The organism is Streptococcus oralis (assembly GCF_901543815.1).
Lineage (GTDB): Bacteria > Bacillota > Bacilli > Lactobacillales > Streptococcaceae > Streptococcus > Streptococcus oralis_CM.
On record NZ_CABEIU010000002.1, the window covers coordinates 1051046 to 1070596 of the forward strand.

Below are 19551 nucleotides of genomic sequence, written 5' to 3' on the forward strand. Positions count from 1 at the left end.
CTAAAATCATGAAAAAACTAATAAGAGCATTCTTCGATAACGAAATCCTCTCCTACCTATTTTTCGGTGGTGCTACTACTCTGATTTCTATTGTATCGCGTTTGGTTATTTACCACATCAGCCACCAGGAAATCCTGGCAACCGTACTCGCAAATCTTATCGGGATTCTCTTTGCCTTTCTCACAAATGATACAATCGTCTTTAAACAAGAGAGAAGGAATTGGTCAACTCGCCTGGCTAAGTTTTTCTTAGCTCGTCTCTTTACTTTGGGTCTCGATGTCCTTTTAACTTATATCTTTGTTACATCTTATCCCGATATTATCGGGCAATTTGTCAACGATCAACTAGATCAGGTTAATGCCATCGAAACGCTAATTGCGCAGGTTTTGATTATCATTCTTAACTATATTTTTAGTAAAGTATACGTTTTTTATAAATGAAATGGATGTCATTAAGCATTAAGGTTGCAATATTTAGGTATTTCAGGTACAATTAAGATTAGTTTTTGAAAGGAAATTATGAAAATGTTAAAAGATCTTAAAGAATTTTTGCTTCGTGGCAATGTCGTTGACCTCGCTGTCGGTGTGATCATCGCCTCTGCTTTTGGTGCTATCGTTACTTCACTTGTAAATGACATCATCACTCCACTTATCTTGAACCCAGCTTTGAAAGCGGCGAACGTTGAACGCATCGCTGAACTTTCATGGAATGGTGTTGGTTATGGTAGTTTCTTGAGCGCTGTTATCAACTTCTTAGTGATTGGCACTGTTCTTTTCTTCGTTATCAAAGCTGTTGAAAAAGCTCAAAACCTTACTAAGAAAGAAGAGCCAGCCGAAGATACACCTGCTGCTCCAACTGAACTTGAAGTTCTTCAAGAAATCAAAGCTCTTCTTGAGAAGAAATAATAAGTTAAGAGGATTTAGTTTCAATCTAAATCCTCTTTGTTTGACTTTTGTCTTTCTCTCCATTCTATGATACAATGAAAAAATGATATTAAAGGAGTTTTTATGACTTATCCCAACCTTTTAGAGCGTTTCTTGACCTACGTTAAGGTCAATACGCGTTCTGATGAACACTCTACTACTACTCCAAGTACGCAAAGCCAGGTAGATTTTGCGACCAATGTTCTTATTCCTGAAATGAAACGTGTCGGTCTGCAAAATGTTTACTACCTCCCAAATGGTTTCGCCATTGGTACCTTACCAGCAAACGATCCAAGCCTGACACGTAAGATTGGCTTCATCTCCCACATGGATACAGCTGATTTTAATGCTGAGGGAGTTAATCCGCAAGTCATCGAAAATTATGATGGAGGAGTTATCAACTTGGGTGATTCTGGATTTAAACTAGATCCTGCTGATTTCAAGAGCCTTGAAAAATATTCAGGTCAAACCCTCATCACAACAGATGGCACAACCTTGCTTGGAGCTGATGACAAGTCAGGGATTGCTGAGATTATGACTGCTATCGAATACTTGACTACTCATCCTGAAATCAAGCATTGTGAAATCCGTGTTGGTTTTGGACCAGATGAAGAAATTGGTGTCGGTGCCAATAAATTTGATGCAGAAGATTTTAACGTTGATTTTGCCTACACAGTGGATGGTGGTCCGCTAGGTGAACTTCAGTACGAAACTTTTTCAGCAGCTGGTGCTGAATTGCATTTCCAAGGTCGCAATGTTCACCCTGGTACTGCCAAAGGACAGATGGTCAACGCTCTTCAGTTAGCGATTGATTTTCATAATCAACTTCCAGAGAATGACCGACCTGAACTGACAGATGGTTACCAAGGTTTCTATCATCTTATGGATGTGTCAGGTAGTGTTGAGGAGGCGCGTGCAAGCTACATCATTCGTGATTTTGAAAAGGATGCCTTTGAAGCGCGGAAGGAAACCATGCAGGGCATTGCTGACAAAATGAATCAAGAGCTTGGGAATGATCGCGTGACCTTAACTCTGACAGACCAGTACTACAATATGAAAGAAGTCATCGAGAAAGACATGACACCCGTTACCATTGCTAAAGCTGTTATGGAAGATTTAGGTATCACGCCTATTATCGAACCAATCCGTGGTGGGACAGATGGATCTAAGATTTCCTTTATGGGTATCCCAACTCCAAATATCTTTGCTGGGGGTGAAAACATGCATGGACGTTTTGAATACGTCAGCCTTCAGACAATGGAGCGTGCAGTGGATACCATCATTGGCATTGTATCTTATAAAGGCTAAAAAAGACGAGGTAGCTCAGCTACTTCGCCTTTCTTTTTATTCGTTTTATTGAGCACTTGGCTCAGACTCACTTTGCGCTTGCTTTTCTGTTGGTTTAGAAGCAGCTGTTTCACTGTCTTTCTCAGACTTGGATTGGCTAGCAGTTTCACTTGCTGTTGAACGGAGTTCTTGGTTCAAGCTTATGATCTCTTTAGCTAGAGCGAGGAGACCTTCTTTATCACTGCTTTTGGCTGCAAGTTGATCAAATAGGGCATCAACTCGTTCAAAGTCAGCATCGGATCCTTTGTTATCCTCTAAGTACTTGTGAAGAGAGAGCAAGACATTATAGAGTTTTTGATAGATAATCATCGTTTGTGGATCCTGTTCTGCTTGTTTTTCCTCTCGTTGGATAGTTGCTGCAATACGATTCAAAAGATCCTCAAGCTGTGTTTTAGCTTCGTCAAGGTCTGCATTTTCCTTTTCTGCGGCTGCTTTGATATTAGCTGCTTCTTCAGCTAGGGATTGTTTGACCCCATCTTCTTTGACACGCGCTAGGAGTTGGGCAACTTTAGTTAGGAGAGCATCCACTTCTTCCTTCTTAACATGGCTAACCCGCTCTTCTGGCATAAAATCACCGTAGAGTTCTTTTAGGAATTCATAGATGGCTGTCTTAGCGGTTTGACTATCTACTTTTTCCGTATCTAGAATAGTCTTACCAGCTTTTGTAGAAACTGCTTCTTCTTTGAGAGCTTCTTCTACTTCTAGCTTAGTTTGGTAAATAGTTGGGAATAGCTTGTTCAAGTCGGTTGCTTTGAGGAAAGATTGTGACTGGTAAAGTTCCCATGTCAACTTGGCAACACTGTTCCGAAGTTCTTCTCTCAAACGACCATCAGATACATGTTCATAGAAATACTTGATGTACTCTACTGTTGTAACCCCTGTCCGATCACGGAAATCTTGCAAGGCCTGAAGTTTCGCTTCAATGGCAGCCAACTCTGTCTCATCTTGTGCTAGTTTTGCTTCCTGCAAATGTACCAAAAGATCTTTCTTAGACAAGCCATAAGTGTCCGTATCCAGTGTATTGATCTTATCTACAAGGGCTTGGTACTTCTTATCTAAAGGTGAAGTTTCAACTGGTGCCACACTTTGATCCACATGGATATATTGCTTATCAAAGAGATCCAAGGCTGCTAGATATCCAGCGGTTGAGTTGGTCGCCAGTTTTTTCATATTTTCGGTGAACTGCCCCAAAGCAAGTTCAACACGTCTCTGCATGATTGGCTGGTCTTTGTAGAGACTTCTGCTATCTGCTAACAGTTGATCAACTTTAGATAGAACAGTTTGTTCATCAAATGCTCCAGGTTGATAGGTCGATTGTAGGGCTGGAATCTTGTTTTTCAAAGCTACTTCATAGCCCTTAGTTTGAACCTTGATGTAGTGATTGTGGTCTCCGTGAGGAATCACAAAACTACCACTTTCTACCTGTAAACTATAAGGAGACACCCCATCACGTAGGGCAGTCGTATAAAGTTCATTTAGGAAATCCAGTTCTGGATTCCCAGTTTGGAGAGGAATACGAACATGTTCTTTTCGAACAGCATAGGGATGGATATGGGTTGGATCATAGGCTTGATCCGGATTTCCAAAGACAAAGAATCCATTTGAAATACGAATCGCTTCGAGCGGAACCCCGTAGGTCTGTGAGATATACTTAATTTTTTCTTCATCGCTAGCATCTCTTGAGAAACTTTCCACAGTCTTTGCAAGTGGTTGAACCGGCTCAGACTGATGATTTTCTTTCAAGTGATCTTGGGCAGTTTTGATTTGAGCTGCAGTCAAGTCTTTCTTAAAGAAATAATGAGCGTGATCTCCATGAGAAACTACAAACCCTTGCTCATCCTCACTGATGACACGGTCAGCTGCAAAACCATGATCATGTTCTTCACCGTGATGGTGGTCATGCTCCTCTCCATCATGGTCATGATCTTCATGGTTGGTATCCTGACTTCCATGGTCACCGTCTTGGTCATGATGATGATCCGATTGAGCTGGATGCTCTGCTGGTTTGCTTGGATTTTCCAAAGGTGTTGGTTTCCCACTGTCGCTAGATAAAGGAATCATTCGCGCAATCTTTTCTTCCAAGGCAGAAAGCTTTGTATATGGGATGAAATGATAGTGATTTCCATGAGGAATCGCTACGCCACTTGGCGTTCTGCTTGAAATCTTAGCAGGGTCAAAAATCAAGCCATCAGATTCTGCATAACGTTGATTACTTGGAAGTGCATAGAGTTGCTGCAATAGACTCTGTAAGCTCTCTTCTGGATTGCTTGGTGTTTCAGTTTGTTGACTAGGATTAGTGGTTTGACTGGTTCCATTTTGACTTGGACGATAGTCAGTCACACTCGGTTGTTTTCTAGTTCCAGAGAGGTAGGCTTGGGCAGCAGCTAATTCGCTAGCAGACAAGGAACTCTTTGGAATGTAGTGGTAATGTCCACCGTGAGGAACGATATAAGCATCACCAGTATCTTCTATAATATCAGATGGATTAAAGATGTAGCCATCATCGGTAGTATAACGACCTTGAGATTGAGCAAGCGCCACTGCACTGTTAGAAGTTGGTGCATCATGAGTATGACCTTGTTTTTGGCGCTCAATTTCGTCCTTCGTACGAATATTATCAGCATGAGCCGCATCTTTAAGGTAGACATAATACTTGCCATCCACCTTGATAATATAACCATCTTTGATTTCATTGACAATATCAGCATCTTTCAGTTGATAATTGGCATCTTTCATCAAAAGCTCTTCGCTGAAAATCGCGTCAAAAGGAACTTTACCATTGTAATAATGGAAATGATCACCGTGTGAAGTCACATAACCTTGATCGGTAATTTTCACGACAATTTGTTCTGCCTGAATATCTTCTTTTTTGCTAACTTGATCTGGTGTCTGTGTCTCTGTTTTTTGAGAGTCTTGCTTCCCATCGACATAAGACACACGATTATTATCTTTGTTTCCTTCTAGCTGGTGTTGGTTCAGTGCATAGATGCAAAGACTCAGGGAAAGGACTAAAGCCGATCCCACCGCAAGATACTTTTTCTTCATTTTCATAATCTCCTCATTTTAATTCTTCTGCAAGAACTTTCATATTTTCTTCTAGATTTTCTAAGTACGTTTTGTCGTTTTCAGGGTCTGCTTCCAAAGGATTGAGTGTTTTTAGATTAACTCCTGTTGATTTGACCAAGGTCTCAGCGACTTTAGAAGAAGCATTGCTCTCAGTAAAGATAGTTTTAACCTTATAGGTTTTAACGAATTCCTGAATTTCTGTTAGTTGTCTCGGACTTGGCTCTTGTTCAGGGGAAATCCCCGCTATACCAAGCTGTTTCAATCCAAATCGTTTAGCGAGGTAAGAAAAGGCTGTATGTTGCGTAACAAAAGTCTTTTGACTCGCTTTTTCAAAAATAGGCTGGTACTTCTTAGTCAATTCTTGGGCTTTAGCGATAAAGTTTTTGGCATTCTTTTGATACGCTTCCTTATTGGCACTGTCAATCTCCGAAAGTTTGTCCGCAATAATCTGAGCTTCTTCACCTGCTTTTTCTGGATCTAACCAAGTGTGAGGGTCGTAGAGTGTTTTTTCATCAATACCGTCACCAGCTTCTACATCTTCTAAGCCCGGTACACGCTCCAATGTCATTCCTTCAGAAGCTTCCAAAACTTTAACTTTTGAGTTTTTCAAGCTAGGATCCAGACTTCCTGCCCAAGACTCCAGTGTATGCGAGTGGTAGACAAAGACATCCGCATCATAGATGGCAGCAATATCATTTGCTGACGGTTCAAAGGAGTGAATCCCGTTACTTGACTGAATCATCCGAACATCATTCAAGTCACCCGATACCTCTTTGACCATGGCATAGATTGGGTAAAAACTTGTTACAATCTTCATTCCTTTTGCTTCTTGTTTTTCTTTTTGACTACACGCTCCTAAGACAAGAATCAACAGACTGGCCATTAATAATAGAAATGTTCTTTTTTTCATCATTACTCCTTAACTAGTGTTTAACCATTTAATTAACTAGTAAATAGTTTATCTTTATTTACACCACATGTCAAGATATTTTACATATTTTCATGAAAAAAATGAGAACTAGAACTTACATTCTGTTCTCACTTTCTTTTTTTACTTTTCTAGTTCTCCTATCCTGTTTTTAGAAGTTAGAAAATTGGGGTAGGTTTAGTTGCTCTCCTTTAACAAGGCCAACAACTTTTCAGCTTCAGCCATAATGGTATTGTTGTCCTGAGCACCAAATAGCAGGTTATTTTTTAAGCCGGTGAGAGTTTCTTTGGCATTGGATTTGATAATGGGGTCTTGAATCTTTGCAAGTAGCTCTTCAACCTCTCTTAACTTCGCTTCAACCTTTTCAGTCTCGACCTGAGGTTCTTCTGCTTCCTCTAGTGATTCTTCTTCTGGCTCCTCAGTTGGTTTTGGAGACTCTGGTTTCTCACTCTGCGGTTTCTCTTCGCGAGGTTTTTCTTCCTCAGGTTTTTCTGTCCGAGGTTTCTCCACTGATGGTTTTTCAGTATGATTATTATCAGCTTGACCATTTTGGTTTCTTTGAACATGGTCACTTGCATTGCCCCATCCACTATCTGAATGCGGACGTTCGTTTGGATGTTCTACATAGTACTTGACAGTCGCAAAGAGATCCTCTAAAGTATACCCCTTAGGAGCCTCATAAAGACCTTCGTCAAACCACTCAAATTTGATGTTATGGTAATGGTCATAATGAGGTATAATCAAGCTTCCGTTTTTGACTTCCACAGTATGTTGGAGATTGTAAGGCATACGATCAAGCGGTACCTTCTTAGCTGCTTTCACGCGGTTGTAGATAGCTTCTGCTCCTTTAGCTTCAGTATTTCCTGAATCCTGATGGTCAGTAGAAGGAGGTGTCAAACCTTTCTCTTTAGCATAAGCCTGGGCTGCCGCTCTTTCAGCTTCAGACAAACTATCTTTCTTAATCCAATGACTATGGGTCATATGTGGAGTTACATAGGCATCCCCCTCATCACTAGTGATATCACGAGGATCAAAGATATAGCCATCTTCCGTTGTATACTTGCCTGCCAACTTGGCTACTTGAATCTCATCATCAGTATAAGCAATTTGCGCATTTGGTTTTCCTAAACGTTCTGGATGACGAATCGGTGCTAGGAAGGTAAGAATATCATCCACTAACTTGACTTTATCGCTTGAGACATCATTGAGACGTTCCAAGAGTTTATCCAAAGTATCAAATTCAGCTTGACGCCCTTTATTGGAAATTAAATCTTGATGAATGCTTGCTAGTAAGTCATAAGCCTTATTGTAAAATTCTCGATCACTAGATGGGAGCTCAGTTTTCTTATCTCCTAGCTTATGAGATAAACTTTCCTGCTTGGCTAGTTTACTATCAATGGCTGCTGCTGTTTCTGCCGAAAGTTCCTTGGCAGGAATATAACGTGAGATTCCATTCTCCTCAAAGACATAGCCATCAGCTACTTTTCGAACCGCTTGTCTAACCAATTTTTCGTCAATTGGATTGCTTGGAGCTGGTTGAGGATTTGGTGCAGGTTGCGGGCTTGGACTAGGTTCCGGAGTCGGTTGTGGACTTGGTTGTTCTGGTCTTGAATCCGGCACCCAATGGTTCGAACTGTACTGTAGAGGAATAATACGAGCAATTCGTTCTTCCAATTCAGACATTTGTTCGTAAGGGATGAAATGGTAATGGTTACCATGAGGTACTGCAACCCCTCTGGCTGTCCGACTTGTAATCTGTGCTGGGTCGAAGACAAGGCCATCTGATTCTACGTGTCGTTGGCTGAGTGGCGAGGCATAAAGTTGTTTCAGAAGGCCATCAATATCCTCATCACTTTGACTTGCTTGACTATCGTCGCTACTGTTGTTAGCTGTGTTCGTGTTCGTATAGCCACTGCCTTGGTTATTATAGGATGGGATCCATCTATTTACATCGTTACTATTGTTGTTATTGGTACGGCGATAGGTAGCCGTGTTTGATTGGCTACTTCTACCAGATAAAAAGGCTTCTGCAGCAACCAATTCGCTGGCTGATAACTCGCTCTTAGGAATGTAATGGTAATGGTCGCCATGAGGAACGATATAAGCATCACCAGTATCTTCAATGATATCGGATGCATTAAAGATGTAACCATCATCTGTGGTGTAGCGTCCCTGTGAACGTGCCAAAGCAACAGCACTATCGTTTGCTGAAGTCCCTCCTTCACGATGCTGACTATGTTCTTGTTTTTGCCGATTGATTTCTTCTTTTGTACGGACATTATCCGCATGGGTTGCATCCTTAAGGTAAACATAGTATTTTCCATCTACCTTGATAACATAACCACCCTTGATTTCACTGATAATATCCTCGTCCTTGAGCTGGTAGTTTGGATCCATCATCAGCAACTCTTCACTGATGATAGCATCATAAGGAACTTTCCCATTGTAATAATGATAGTGGTCTCCGTGCGAAGTGACATATCCCTGGTCTGTTATCTTGATGACGATTTGCTCCGCATTGATGCCTTCTTTCTTGCTGACTTCATCAGGAGTCAGATTCTCCGTTTTTTGTGCCGCCTGTTTTCCATCTATATAGGAAACACGATTATTTTCCTTGACCGTTCTAGCTTGATACAGTCCCAACTCATAAGAACAGACACTTAAAATTAAAGCTGCCGCAGAACCAGCAAGGAATTTTTTATTAATTTTCATTGAAACTCACTTTCTTTTTGATATTTTTAGTTACAATTCATTTCTGAATTGCAGAAACTCCTCTCTATTGCTTAACTGGTTAATAGTTTACTCCTAAATTTGCAACTTGTCAAGAATTTTATGAACCAGTTAAGTATTTTTTGTTCTGAGCACAAGTTTCTCAAGATTGGGCTTTATATAAGAAAAATTAGCTTGAAGATTCTTTAAAAAAGTCCCTGCAACTGAGTCGCAAGGATTTTTCGATTAATCAAAATTAACGTATTCTTTTTGAAGTTCAAGAACTTCTTCCATTGTTGAGCATTCTGTAAGAGCACGGTTTGCGTACTCTTCCATCTTAGCTGTGTCGAGTTTCTTCATCAAGCTGCGTGTACGAAGTACAGATGTTGCTGACATAGAGAACTCATCCAAGCCCATTCCGACAAGAAGTGGAACAGCCTGTTGGTCACCAGCCATCTCACCACACATACCAGCCCATTTACCTTCAGCGTGAGCTGCTTTGATAACATTGTTAATCAAACGTAAGATTGATGGGTTGTATGGTTGGTAAAGGTATGAAACTTGTTCGTTCATACGGTCTGCTGCCATTGTGTATTGGATCAAGTCGTTTGTACCAATTGAGAAGAAGTCAACTTCTTTAGCAAATTGGTCTGCAAGCATTGCTGCTGCTGGGATTTCGATCATGATACCAACTTGGATATTATCCGCAACTGCAACACCTTCAGCAAGAAGGTTTGCTTTTTCTTCGTCAAAGACTGCTTTCGCTGCACGGAATTCTTTCAAGAGCGCAACCATTGGGAACATGATACGCAATTGACCGTGAACAGACGCACGAAGAAGGGCGCGGATTTGTGTACGGAACATAGCATCTCCAGTTTCAGAAATAGAGATACGAAGGGCACGGAATCCAAGGAATGGGTTCATCTCGTGAGGCATATCGAAGTAAGGAAGTTCCTTATCTCCACCGATATCCATTGTACGAACGACAACAGGTTTACCGTTCATTCCTTCAAGTACAGCCTTGTAAGCTTCGTACTGCTCATCTTCTGTTGGGAAGTCTTGAGAATCCATGTACAAGAACTCTGTACGGTAAAGGCCAACAGCTTCAGCGCCATTGTCATTGACACCTTCAACGTCTTTTGGAGTACCGATGTTGGCAGCCAATTCAAAGTGTTTACCATCAGCAGTCACTGTTTGTGCATCTTTCAAGAGTGCCCATTCAGCTTTTTGCTTCGCATAAGCTTCACCAGCAGCCTTGAATTCTGCTGCTTGCTCATCAGTTGGGTTGATAATAACCTCACCAGTGATACCGTTAACGGCAAGAATGTCACCATCTTTAACGATTTCAGTGATGTTGTTTGTACCCAATACAGCAGCAATTTCAAGTGTACGTGCCATGATAGCTGAGTGGCTTGTACGTCCACCGATGTTGGTTACAAAAGCTTTAACAAAGTTTTTGTCCAATTGAGCTGTATCAGAAGGAGTCAAGTCGTGCGCAATCACGATCACTTCTTCATTGATAGAAGCTGGGTTTGGCAATTTTTTACCAAGGAGGTTTGCCAATACACGTTTTGTCACGTCGCGGATATCCGCTGCACGTTCTTGCATGTATGGGTTGTCTTCCATGCCCTCAAAGATAGTGATAAACATGTCTGTTACTTCTTTCAGACCTGCTTCTGCATTCACTTTCTTCGCACGGATTGTTTCCTTGATTTGGCTAATCATTTCTGGGTCAGCAAGAACCATTAAGTGAGCGTCAAAAACTTGAGCTGCTTCTTCACCGAGCGTACCTACTGCTTTCTCACGGATAACAGAAAGCTCGTCTTGTGATGCTTTTAGAGCGACATCAAGGCGAGCTTCTTCTGCGTTTGTATCTTCGACTGTAACAGTCTCAAATGACAAATCCGGTTGAACGAGTAGATATGCTTTTGCAACTGCAACACCATCAGATGCTGCGATTCCTTTAAGCATTTCTGTCATTTTCCTTATGCCAATCCTTCTTTTTCCATAGTTTCAGTGATAGCAGCGATTGCGTCGTCAGCATCTGCACCTTCAGCTGAAATTGTAACGTCAGCACCTTGGCCAACACCAAGACTCATAACACCCATGATAGATTTAAGGTTTACTGATTTACCTTTGTACTCAAGAGTGATATCTGAAGCAAATTTGCTAGCTGTTTGAACCAACAATGTTGCTGGACGTGCGTGAATACCTGTTTCTGCCACTACGTGGAAATCTTTAGAAGCCATAGTTTGACTCTCCTTTAAGTGTTTTCTTTTTGAGTTATATGTGATAACCCTTACAAGATTGTATTATATCATCTTCAAGATAATTTTTCAAGTATTTTATGGACTTTTACTGAAAATGAAATTACTTCTTTTTCTATTATAATGAGCACTCTAGCAATTAAATAGCATATCTAAACACTAATTGTTCAAAAATGTTATCATCAAAATTCAATTTTCAAAGCTATTTTCTCTTAATATCAATCAGAAGACAATCCTAGTAAATAATGAAAAAATAATACTATTTAGTTATAATTAATATAACTCAGCCAACCTATTATTTGAAAAGGCTTCATCAAATACTGAAATTCTAAAACCTACTCTTACCATCAACAGTAGAGAATTTATTCAATTTGCTACTTAAAGTAAAATAGGCTTGTAGCACCTAACAGTAAAAATGTAGATATATCTAAGTAGTATAAGTAGAACTAAAACTTTGATTGATTCCATTCAAATAAAGTATCCAACCAATCAAAAACGACATTATGGGCGAGTCTTAAATTATTGACTTGGCAATGAGCGTCCGCACCACTTTCCGCCTCAAATACTTGAAGTTTAGTTTGTTGATTTTTAGATTTAAGTGATTCATAAATTACCTTAGTTTGATGCTGCAGTTCAGCACCCTCACCCTTTCCCATGATAAACAGGCATGGGCATTGAATTTTTTTATAATCTACAATCTTTGCATAGTTAAATACATCATCAATAGCACTCTTAAAATCAGAGGTACCAAACTGCCATGCATACTTTTTAAGATTCAAATTTGCTGATTCATTCAAATTTCCAGCTAATTTTAAAATGGCATTTATTAACCAACTAGGTGCTTTCAAACTTGATCCGAATTCTTTTCTGAAGAGCTCTGCAACGTCGTAAATAGGGGTACTAGCAATCCAAGCATGAATTCTTGGATCCTTTTCGACAGCTTGTGCGGTAAAATATCCCCCTCCGCTGACACCATAAATGGCTAAATAATTTAGTTTAGGATTTCTATTTTCCAACCAGTCTATGCATAATGAAATTGGAATAGAGGCATCCACACCAAAGATTAGCCCTCTACTAGGATTGCTCCCTTGACCAGGAAGGTCAACCATTAAAACATTATAATTTCGTATCCATCCAGGATATCCTGCAAAATAAAATAAATCTTCGCGATAAGTATCACCTCCACCGATCATAATCAGCGTTGGGCAATTATCACCGCTATGAAGATAATAACCAGGCAAGTAGGAATCCTGATAAGCAATAGTTAGTTTTTCAATCGGTGTACCTAGTGAATGAATTGCACTAGAGAACGCCTTCTCCATTTGACAAACGATAGGTAAGTATTCGGCAGAAAATGGATCAGTAAACTGGATTGCCGATCGAAGTGAGTAGGTCTGTGCGAGATAATACTGCGCCTTTGTTTGTTCACTCAAACCTAAATTACTAACCTTTTGTTCAAGATAGTTCACATGTGATAAAAACTCATTTTTCCAGTCATCAGGTTTTGGTGAATTACCTAACTTTTGAGCAAGATAATACAGCTCTCCATGAGAGAAGCCAAAAACTTCACCGATTCCTAGCAACCAATTAAAGAAAAAATCCGTATCACCATTCTTAAAAAATATTTGAGTCGATTGCCGTTTTAAAATAACATCATTTTCTTTCACCACGTACCTCCTGATTCTGTGTTCTTTTATTTATTTAATCTAATTATAATCTGATAACATTCTCTATCAAATAAAAGCATCTAGATATCCATTTTTTAATCTTACAATCACAGGTAGTATATCACATGAAATGAACGTTTTCAAACATTGTATTTATATACTCCTTATAAAAGGATACGAAACTCATAAGTATCCTATATGAAATTAACCAATGATCCATTTTTATGAATACAGCATAATCTGTCATTTCCACTTTTGTTATATTTTAGATATTCTAATACAAAATATTGGGACATCTTGTGTGGAAAATTTCTTTTTTTCGTAAATATCACAGTTTCTGTTTTGTTAAAGCATTGTCTCAGCTAGACTTATTTCTGTTCTTACGATTTTTGCTATTTTCTTCGTTTTCCTTTCTGATAACTTGCTGAAAACCTTCTATTTATATTGCCAATATACAGTATGTAGTTTTTTTATTTTGAGAAAGTTTGACAGTTCAACGGAAGTCAAAATTTATGTTTTAAAAAACACTATATCTTGTGCTTTGTTTTTAAAACTGTAACTTTTTAGCACAAGATTTAGTTTAAAAAGTTTGACAAAGTTTTTTTTTCTGATATACTAAGAAAGTAATCTATTTTGAAAGAGGAGTTACGAAAATGGTAACGGTTTATTCTAAAAATAATTGTGTACAATGTAAAATGACCAAACGTTTCTTGGACAGCAACAATGTCGCTTATCGTGAGATCAATCTCGACGAGCAACCAGAGTACATCGATCAAGTTAAAGAGCTCGGTTTCAGCGCTGCTCCTGTTATCCAAACACCAACTGAAGTCTTTTCAGGTTTCCAACCAGGAAAACTGAAACAATTAGCATAATCTTAGTACATCATCCAGAAGAAACTGCTTCTAGGGCTAACTTAGAGGCCTTTCTTTTGTAATTAGATAAAGGAAATTTTATGGGATTAAAACATCTTGAGGACGTAACTTACTTCCGTCTCAATAACGAAATCAACCGTCCTGTCAATGGACAAATCATGCTTCATAAAGATAAGGAAGCCTTGGATGCTTTCTTTAAAGAAAATGTAGTTCCAAATACCATGGTTTTTGATTCAATCACTGATAAAATCAACTACCTTATTGAACACAACTACATCGAAACTGCATTTATCAAGAAATACCGTCCAGAGTTTTGGGAAGAATTGCATCAATTTATCAAGGATCAAAACTTCCAATTCAAATCATTCATGGCTGCCTACAAGTTTTACAATCAGTACGCCTTGAAGACTAACGATGGGGAATACTATCTTGAAAGCATGGAAGACCGTGTCTTCTTTAACGCACTTTATTTCGCAGACGGTAATGAAGCGATTGCGACTGATATTGCCAATGAAATCATCCACCAACGCTACCAACCTGCTACTCCTTCCTTCTTGAATGCTGGTCGTGCGCGTCGTGGAGAGTTGGTATCTTGCTTCTTGATCCAAGTGACGGATGATATGAACTCTATCGGACGTTCCATCAACTCTGCCCTTCAACTTTCTCGTATCGGTGGTGGTGTGGGAATTTCCCTCAGCAACCTTCGTGAAGCTGGAGCTCCTATCAAAGGCTATGAAGGCGCTGCTTCTGGTGTCGTACCAGTTATGAAGCTCTTCGAAGACAGCTTCTCTTACTCTAACCAATTGGGTCAGCGTCAAGGTGCTGGGGTTGTCTACCTCAACGTTTTTCACCCAGATATCATCGCTTTCCTTTCAACCAAGAAAGAAAATGCCGATGAAAAAGTTCGGGTTAAGACTCTTTCACTCGGTGTTGTAGTACCCGATAAATTCTACGAATTGGCTCGAAAAAATGAAGAAATGTATCTCTTTAGCCCATACTCTGTAGAGCTTGAATATGGTGTGCCGTTCAACTACATCGACATCACTGAAAAATACGATGAATTAGTCGCAAATCCAAATATCCGCAAGACAAAAATCAAGGCGCGTGATTTGGAAACTGAAATCTCTAAATTGCAACAAGAATCTGGTTACCCTTATGTAGTCAACATCGATACGGCTAACCGTGCGAATCCTGTTGATGGAAAGATTATCATGAGTAACTTGTGTTCTGAGATTCTTCAAGTTCAAGAACCAAGTTTGATCAACGATGCTCAAGAATTCCTTCAAATGGGAACAGACGTTTCATGTAACCTTGGATCAACCAACGTGGTCAACATGATGACTTCACCTGACTTTGGTCGTTCTATTCGCGCTATGGTTCGTGCCCTTACTTTCGTTACAGATAGTTCACACATCGTAGCCGTCCCTACTATCGACCACGGAAATAGCTTGGCTCACACCTTTGGTCTTGGTGCCATGGGACTTCACAGCTACCTTGCCCAACAACTCATCGAATACGGATCACCTGAGTCAATTGAATTTACAAGCATCTACTTTATGCTTATGAACTACTGGACCTTGGTAGAATCAAACAATATCGCGCGCGAGCGTGGTGTAACCTTCCACAACTTTGAAAAATCAGACTATGCTAATGGTAGCTACTTTGACAAGTATGTGACAGGCGAATTTGTTCCAAAATCAGACCGTGTTAAAGAACTCTTTAAAGATGTCTTTATTCCAAGCGCTGCTGACTGGGCTGAACTTCGAGAAAAGGTTCAAGCAGATGGACTTTACCATCAAAACCGTCTAGCTGTAGCACCAAATGGTTCTATCAGTTACATCAACGACGTCTCTGCTTCTATCCACCCGATTACGCAACGTATCGAAGAACGTCAAGAGAAGAAAATTGGTAAGATCTACTATCCTGCTGCTGGCTTGTCAACAGATACTATCCCTTACTACACTTCTGCTTATGACATGGATATGCGTAAGGTGATTGATGTTTACGCTGCCGCAACTGAGCACGTGGACCAAGGGCTTTCACTTACTCTCTTCATGCGTAGCGACATTCCAAAAGGGCTTTACGAATGGAAGAAAGAAAACAAACAAACGACACGTGACTTGTCTATCCTTCGTAACTATGCCTTTAACAAGGGTATCAAGTCTATCTACTACGTCCGTACCTTTACAGACGACGGTGGAGAAGTCGGTGCTAACCAATGTGAAAGCTGTGTGATTTAATTTTTATCTGAGGCAACCACATTTTCTCAGACTACTGATTAAGTTACCCGCCAGAAAAAACTTGATAAGTATCTTAAATACTATGAAAAACTAAAAAGTCGGGCTTCCGACTTTTTGTGCGATACTCTTCTCAGACTATGATAAAATAGAGATGATTTGACAATCGCATTATTACATACAGAAAGAGATTTCAAATGGAAACTTACTACAAAGCCATTAACTGGAATGCCATCGAAGATGTCATCGACAAATCAACTTGGGAAAAGCTGACAGAGCAATTCTGGCTCGATACGCGTATCCCCTTGTCAAATGACCTAGACGACTGGAGAAAACTATCAAACAAAGAAAAAGACTTGGTTGGAAAAGTCTTTGGTGGTTTGACCCTTTTGGATACTATGCAATCTGAAACAGGAGTTCAAGCACTTCGCGCAGACATCCGTACACCACATGAGGAAGCTGTTTTCAACAACATCCAGTTTATGGAATCTGTCCACGCAAAATCTTACTCTTCTATCTTTTCGACCTTGAACACCAAGGCTGAAATCGAAGAAATCTTTGAATGGACCAACACTAACCCCTTCCTACAAAGAAAAGCGGAAATTATCAATGAAATCTACCTCAATGGTAGCCCACTTGAAAAGAAAGTTGCCAGTGTTTTCTTGGAAACCTTCCTCTTCTACTCTGGTTTCTTTACACCGCTTTACTATCTCGGTAACAACAAGCTGGCAAACGTTGCGGAAATCATCAAACTGATCATCCGTGATGAGTCTGTTCACGGAACTTATATTGGTTACAAATTCCAACTTGGTTTCAATGAATTGCCTGAAGAAGAGCAAGAAAAGCTCAAAGAATGGATGTACGACCTGCTCTACACCCTCTACGAGAACGAAGAGGGCTATACAGAAAGCCTCTATGACGGTGTTGGCTGGACTGAGGAAGTTAAAACCTTCCTTCGTTACAATGCCAATAAGGCTCTGATGAATCTTGGACAAGATCCACTCTTCCCAGATTCAGCGGACGATGTCAACCCAATCGTCATGAACGGTATTTCAACAGGGACTTCTAACCACGACTTCTTCTCTCAAGTCGGAAATGGTTACCTCCTTGGTGAAGTTGAAGCCATGCAAGACGAGGATTACAACTACGGTTTAGACTAATTTGGCCAATCATTCAAAATATCATGGTTTGTTTAAAACAACCATGATATTTTTGTTTTTTTGTTTTATTTTGTTTTTTTCTATTTGATATATTGAGCGTTTTATGGTAAGATAATAATAGTAGAAATTGAGGTGATAAGGATGCTAAAGCAAGAGAAACTAGATAGTATTCTAGAAGCAGTAAACACAAAAGGCACCATTACTGTAAAAGAGATTATGGAGAGTCTTGATGTGTCAGATATGACAGCCCGTCGCTATTTACAAGAACTAGCAGACAAGGATTTGTTGGTTCGTGTGCACGGTGGTGCTGAAAAACTTCGTACAGGTTCTCTCTTAAACAACGAACGCTCAAACGTCGAAAAACAAGGCTTGCAGATTGCTGAAAAACAAGAAATTAGCCGTTTTGCGGGTCATTTGATTGACGAAGGTGAAACTATTTTCATCGGACCGGGAACGACCTTGGAGTGCTTTGCTCGTGAACTTCCTATCGATAATATTCGTGTTGTAACAAACAGTCTTCCTGTTTTTCTCATCCTAAACGAACGAAAACTAACAGATTTGATCTTGATTGGTGGAAATTATCGCGCTATCACTGGTGCTTTTGTAGGGACACTTACCTTACAGGATTTGACCAATCTTCAGTTCTCTAAGGCTTTTGTTAGCTGTAATGGTATCAAGGATAAGGCAATTGCTACTTTCAGTGAAGAAGAGGGCGAGGTACAGCGAATCGCCTTGAACAATGCCAATAAAAAATACTTACTGGCAGACCACAGCAAATTTAATAAGTTTGATTTTTACACTTTCTATAATATCTCAGAGATTGATACCATCGTTTCAGATTCCAAACTGAGTCAGGAGACATTTGAAAATCTGTCGAAACAAACAACCATTCTTTTATCAAAACCATAAAAATTCCCCTGCCTTTTGGCGGGGAATTTTTGTTAAATTTTATTCAATAAGTTGTGTCTCAGTTAGTTTCTTGTACCAGTGAGCTGATTTCTTTGGATAGCGCTCCTGGGTTTCAAAATCAACATAGAAGAGGCCGTAACGCTTTTCGTAACCATTTGACCAAGAAAAGACATCCATCAGCGACCAGATAAAGTAGCCTTTGACATTGGCCCCGCCGGAGATTGCATCTGCAATCACTTCCATATGTTTCTTAACATAATCAATCCTTCCATCATCGTAGACTGTCCCATCCACAAACTCATCTTTGTATCCAAGACCATTCTCTGTGATGTAGATTTTCTTGTAGTTCGGATAATCCTGCTTCACGCGCATGATTTGATCATACAAACCTTGAGGATAGATAATCCAATCCCAGTCCGTACGTGGGACATAGTCAGGCGCCACTCGACGTCCAACTCCCTTAATCTGATACTTAGAGCTTCCTTTTTCACCCTTACCGTTATGAATGATTTCTGTTTCGCCATCAAAGGCTTGCATCCAATCACTCATGTAGTAGTTAATTCCAAGGAAGTCATTCAGGTCTTTTGCAGCTTCTAGCACAGCGAAGTCTTCTTCACGCAGATCTAAACTTCCACCATTGACTGCTAAGATATGGTTGACACCTTCCATCGTTTCTTCGGAATATCGTCCTAGATAAGTCGCATCCAAAATAAATTTATTGTGAATGATATCTTCTAACTCGGCTGCACGAACATCTGCTGGATTATCTGGATCCAGAGGATACTTAGTAGGCAGTGCATGAACCACACCAATTTCACCCTTATATCCCTTATCCTTGAAAAGTTTTACTGCACGCGCATGCGACACCATCATATTGTGATGAGATTGGAAGACTTTGGCAAGGTCGTACTGAATACCTGGAGGGAATTTCCCAACCAAATACTGACCATCTCCTATCGGCCCAATTTCATTAAAGGTTGTCCAAAAGTTAACTTCAGGAAATTCTTCAAAACAGAAGGCTGCATAATCCACAAAGTGATCAATGTTTTCTCTATTCAGGAAATCTCCGTTTGAATGAAGCGCCTCGGGTGTATCAAAGTGATGGAGAGTCACGAAGGGCTCAACATGCCGTTTGTGGCACTCTGCAAATAAATTATGATAGAACTCAACCCCCTTGTCATTAACCTTCCCATAACCAGTTGGAAAGATACGTGACCAAGCGATTGAAATACGGATACCATTGACACCATACTCTTCTGCAAGTTTGAGGTCAACTGGGTATTTGTGATAGAAATCACTGGCTGGTTCAGCAGTATACCAGTAGTTATCTTTGAGGTATTTGTCCCAGGCAACTGGTCCTTTTCCATCGGTATGTGTAGCACCTTCTGCTTGATAGGCGGCTGTTGCTCCGCCAAAAATAAAGTCTTTCGGAAGTGTTTTTGTCATTTGATTCACCTTTCAAGAAA

14 protein-coding genes are annotated in these 19551 nt (G+C 40.0%); 7 read left to right on the plus strand and 7 right to left on the minus strand.

What is annotated here, in order from left to right; translation table 11 throughout:
- The first annotated feature begins 8 nt into the window (after window positions 1-8).
- From FQT28_RS05395 to pepT, 3 genes are all read left to right on the plus strand, one after another.
- Window positions 9-440 (plus strand): GtrA family protein, encoded by a 432-nt coding sequence (locus tag FQT28_RS05395; protein WP_143989632.1) that lies wholly within the window; start codon window positions 9-11, stop codon window positions 438-440.
- A gap of 84 nt (window positions 441-524) precedes the next feature.
- A complete protein-coding gene (mscL, locus tag FQT28_RS05400; protein ID WP_000910209.1) occupies window positions 525-905 on the plus strand; it encodes a large conductance mechanosensitive channel protein MscL in 381 nt (126 codons plus the stop codon).
- A 102-nt stretch (window positions 906-1007) separates the two neighbouring features.
- On the plus strand, window positions 1008-2231 hold the full coding sequence (pepT, locus tag FQT28_RS05405; RefSeq protein ID WP_143989633.1) for a peptidase T: 1224 nt from the start codon (window positions 1008-1010) through the stop codon (window positions 2229-2231).
- Between the two features lie 45 nt (window positions 2232-2276).
- Here pepT and FQT28_RS05410 read toward each other — a convergent pair whose 3' ends face one another.
- The 6 genes from FQT28_RS05410 to FQT28_RS05435 form a co-directional block, all read right to left on the minus strand.
- A complete protein-coding gene (locus FQT28_RS05410; protein WP_313769807.1) occupies window positions 2277-5315 on the minus strand; it encodes a pneumococcal-type histidine triad protein in 3039 nt (1012 codons plus the stop codon).
- 13 nt (window positions 5316-5328) lie between these two features.
- Window positions 5329-6246 (minus strand): metal ABC transporter substrate-binding protein, encoded by a 918-nt coding sequence (locus FQT28_RS05415; RefSeq protein ID WP_143989635.1) that lies wholly within the window; start codon window positions 6244-6246, stop codon window positions 5329-5331.
- A 195-nt stretch (window positions 6247-6441) separates the two neighbouring features.
- The gene (locus FQT28_RS05420; protein ID WP_143989636.1) at window positions 6442-8976 is read right to left on the minus strand and encodes a pneumococcal-type histidine triad protein; all 2535 of its coding nucleotides are present in this window, start codon (window positions 8974-8976) and stop codon (window positions 6442-6444) included.
- Window positions 8977-9219: 243 nt separating this feature from the next.
- On the minus strand, window positions 9220-10953 hold the full coding sequence (gene ptsP / locus FQT28_RS05425; RefSeq protein ID WP_025168929.1) for a phosphoenolpyruvate--protein phosphotransferase: 1734 nt from the start codon (window positions 10951-10953) through the stop codon (window positions 9220-9222).
- 5 nt (window positions 10954-10958) lie between these two features.
- Window positions 10959-11222 (minus strand): phosphocarrier protein HPr, encoded by a 264-nt coding sequence (locus FQT28_RS05430; RefSeq protein ID WP_000146948.1) that lies wholly within the window; start codon window positions 11220-11222, stop codon window positions 10959-10961.
- A gap of 464 nt (window positions 11223-11686) precedes the next feature.
- Window positions 11687-12907, minus strand: coding sequence for an alpha/beta hydrolase family protein (locus tag FQT28_RS05435; RefSeq protein WP_125425492.1), 1221 nt, complete (start codon window positions 12905-12907; stop codon window positions 11687-11689).
- 653 nt (window positions 12908-13560) lie between these two features.
- On the opposite strand from FQT28_RS05435, the gene nrdH reads away from it, so the two are divergent.
- From nrdH to FQT28_RS05455, 4 genes are all read left to right on the plus strand, one after another.
- A complete protein-coding gene (nrdH, locus tag FQT28_RS05440) occupies window positions 13561-13779 on the plus strand; it encodes a glutaredoxin-like protein NrdH (RefSeq protein ID WP_000259240.1) in 219 nt (72 codons plus the stop codon).
- Between the two features lie 80 nt (window positions 13780-13859).
- Window positions 13860-16019, plus strand: a complete 2160-nt coding sequence (nrdE, locus tag FQT28_RS05445) for a class 1b ribonucleoside-diphosphate reductase subunit alpha (protein WP_143989637.1) — start codon at window positions 13860-13862, stop codon at window positions 16017-16019.
- Window positions 16020-16213: 194 nt separating this feature from the next.
- Window positions 16214-17176: a class 1b ribonucleoside-diphosphate reductase subunit beta gene (gene nrdF / locus FQT28_RS05450; protein WP_084921901.1), complete on the plus strand. Its 963-nt coding sequence runs from the start codon at window positions 16214-16216 to the stop codon at window positions 17174-17176.
- Window positions 17177-17317: 141 nt separating this feature from the next.
- Entirely contained in the window at window positions 17318-18085 is a 768-nt protein-coding gene (locus FQT28_RS05455; protein WP_143989638.1) for a DeoR/GlpR family DNA-binding transcription regulator, read from the plus strand.
- A 39-nt stretch (window positions 18086-18124) separates the two neighbouring features.
- On the opposite strand, the gene lacG is transcribed toward FQT28_RS05455, so the two are convergent.
- Window positions 18125-19531 (minus strand): 6-phospho-beta-galactosidase, encoded by a 1407-nt coding sequence (gene lacG / locus FQT28_RS05460; RefSeq protein ID WP_143989639.1) that lies wholly within the window; start codon window positions 19529-19531, stop codon window positions 18125-18127.
- Window positions 19532-19551: the final 20 nt, after the last annotated feature.

Bases quoted from the DNA above. Each gene is read 5' to 3' on its own strand.
- FQT28_RS05395 (WP_143989632.1), top strand. From the start codon at position 9: ATGAAAAAACTAATAAGAGCATTCTTCGATAACGAAATCCTCTCCTAC.
- mscL (WP_000910209.1), top strand. From the start codon at position 525: ATGTTAAAAGATCTTAAAGAATTTTTGCTTCGTGGCAATGTCGTTGAC.
- pepT (WP_143989633.1), top strand. From the start codon at position 1,008: ATGACTTATCCCAACCTTTTAGAGCGTTTCTTGACCTACGTTAAGGTC.
- FQT28_RS05410 (WP_313769807.1), bottom strand. From the start codon at position 5,315: ATGAAGAAAAAGTATCTTGCGGTGGGATCGGCTTTAGTCCTTTCCCTG.
- FQT28_RS05415 (WP_143989635.1), bottom strand. From the start codon at position 6,246: ATGAAAAAAAGAACATTTCTATTATTAATGGCCAGTCTGTTGATTCTT.
- FQT28_RS05420 (WP_143989636.1), bottom strand. From the start codon at position 8,976: ATGAAAATTAATAAAAAATTCCTTGCTGGTTCTGCGGCAGCTTTAATT.
- ptsP (WP_025168929.1), bottom strand. From the start codon at position 10,953: ATGACAGAAATGCTTAAAGGAATCGCAGCATCTGATGGTGTTGCAGTT.
- FQT28_RS05430 (WP_000146948.1), bottom strand. From the start codon at position 11,222: ATGGCTTCTAAAGATTTCCACGTAGTGGCAGAAACAGGTATTCACGCA.
- nrdH (WP_000259240.1), top strand. From the start codon at position 13,561: ATGGTAACGGTTTATTCTAAAAATAATTGTGTACAATGTAAAATGACC.
- nrdE (WP_143989637.1), top strand. From the start codon at position 13,860: ATGGGATTAAAACATCTTGAGGACGTAACTTACTTCCGTCTCAATAAC.
- nrdF (WP_084921901.1), top strand. From the start codon at position 16,214: ATGGAAACTTACTACAAAGCCATTAACTGGAATGCCATCGAAGATGTC.
- FQT28_RS05455 (WP_143989638.1), top strand. From the start codon at position 17,318: ATGCTAAAGCAAGAGAAACTAGATAGTATTCTAGAAGCAGTAAACACA.
- lacG (WP_143989639.1), bottom strand. From the start codon at position 19,531: ATGACAAAAACACTTCCGAAAGACTTTATTTTTGGCGGAGCAACAGCC.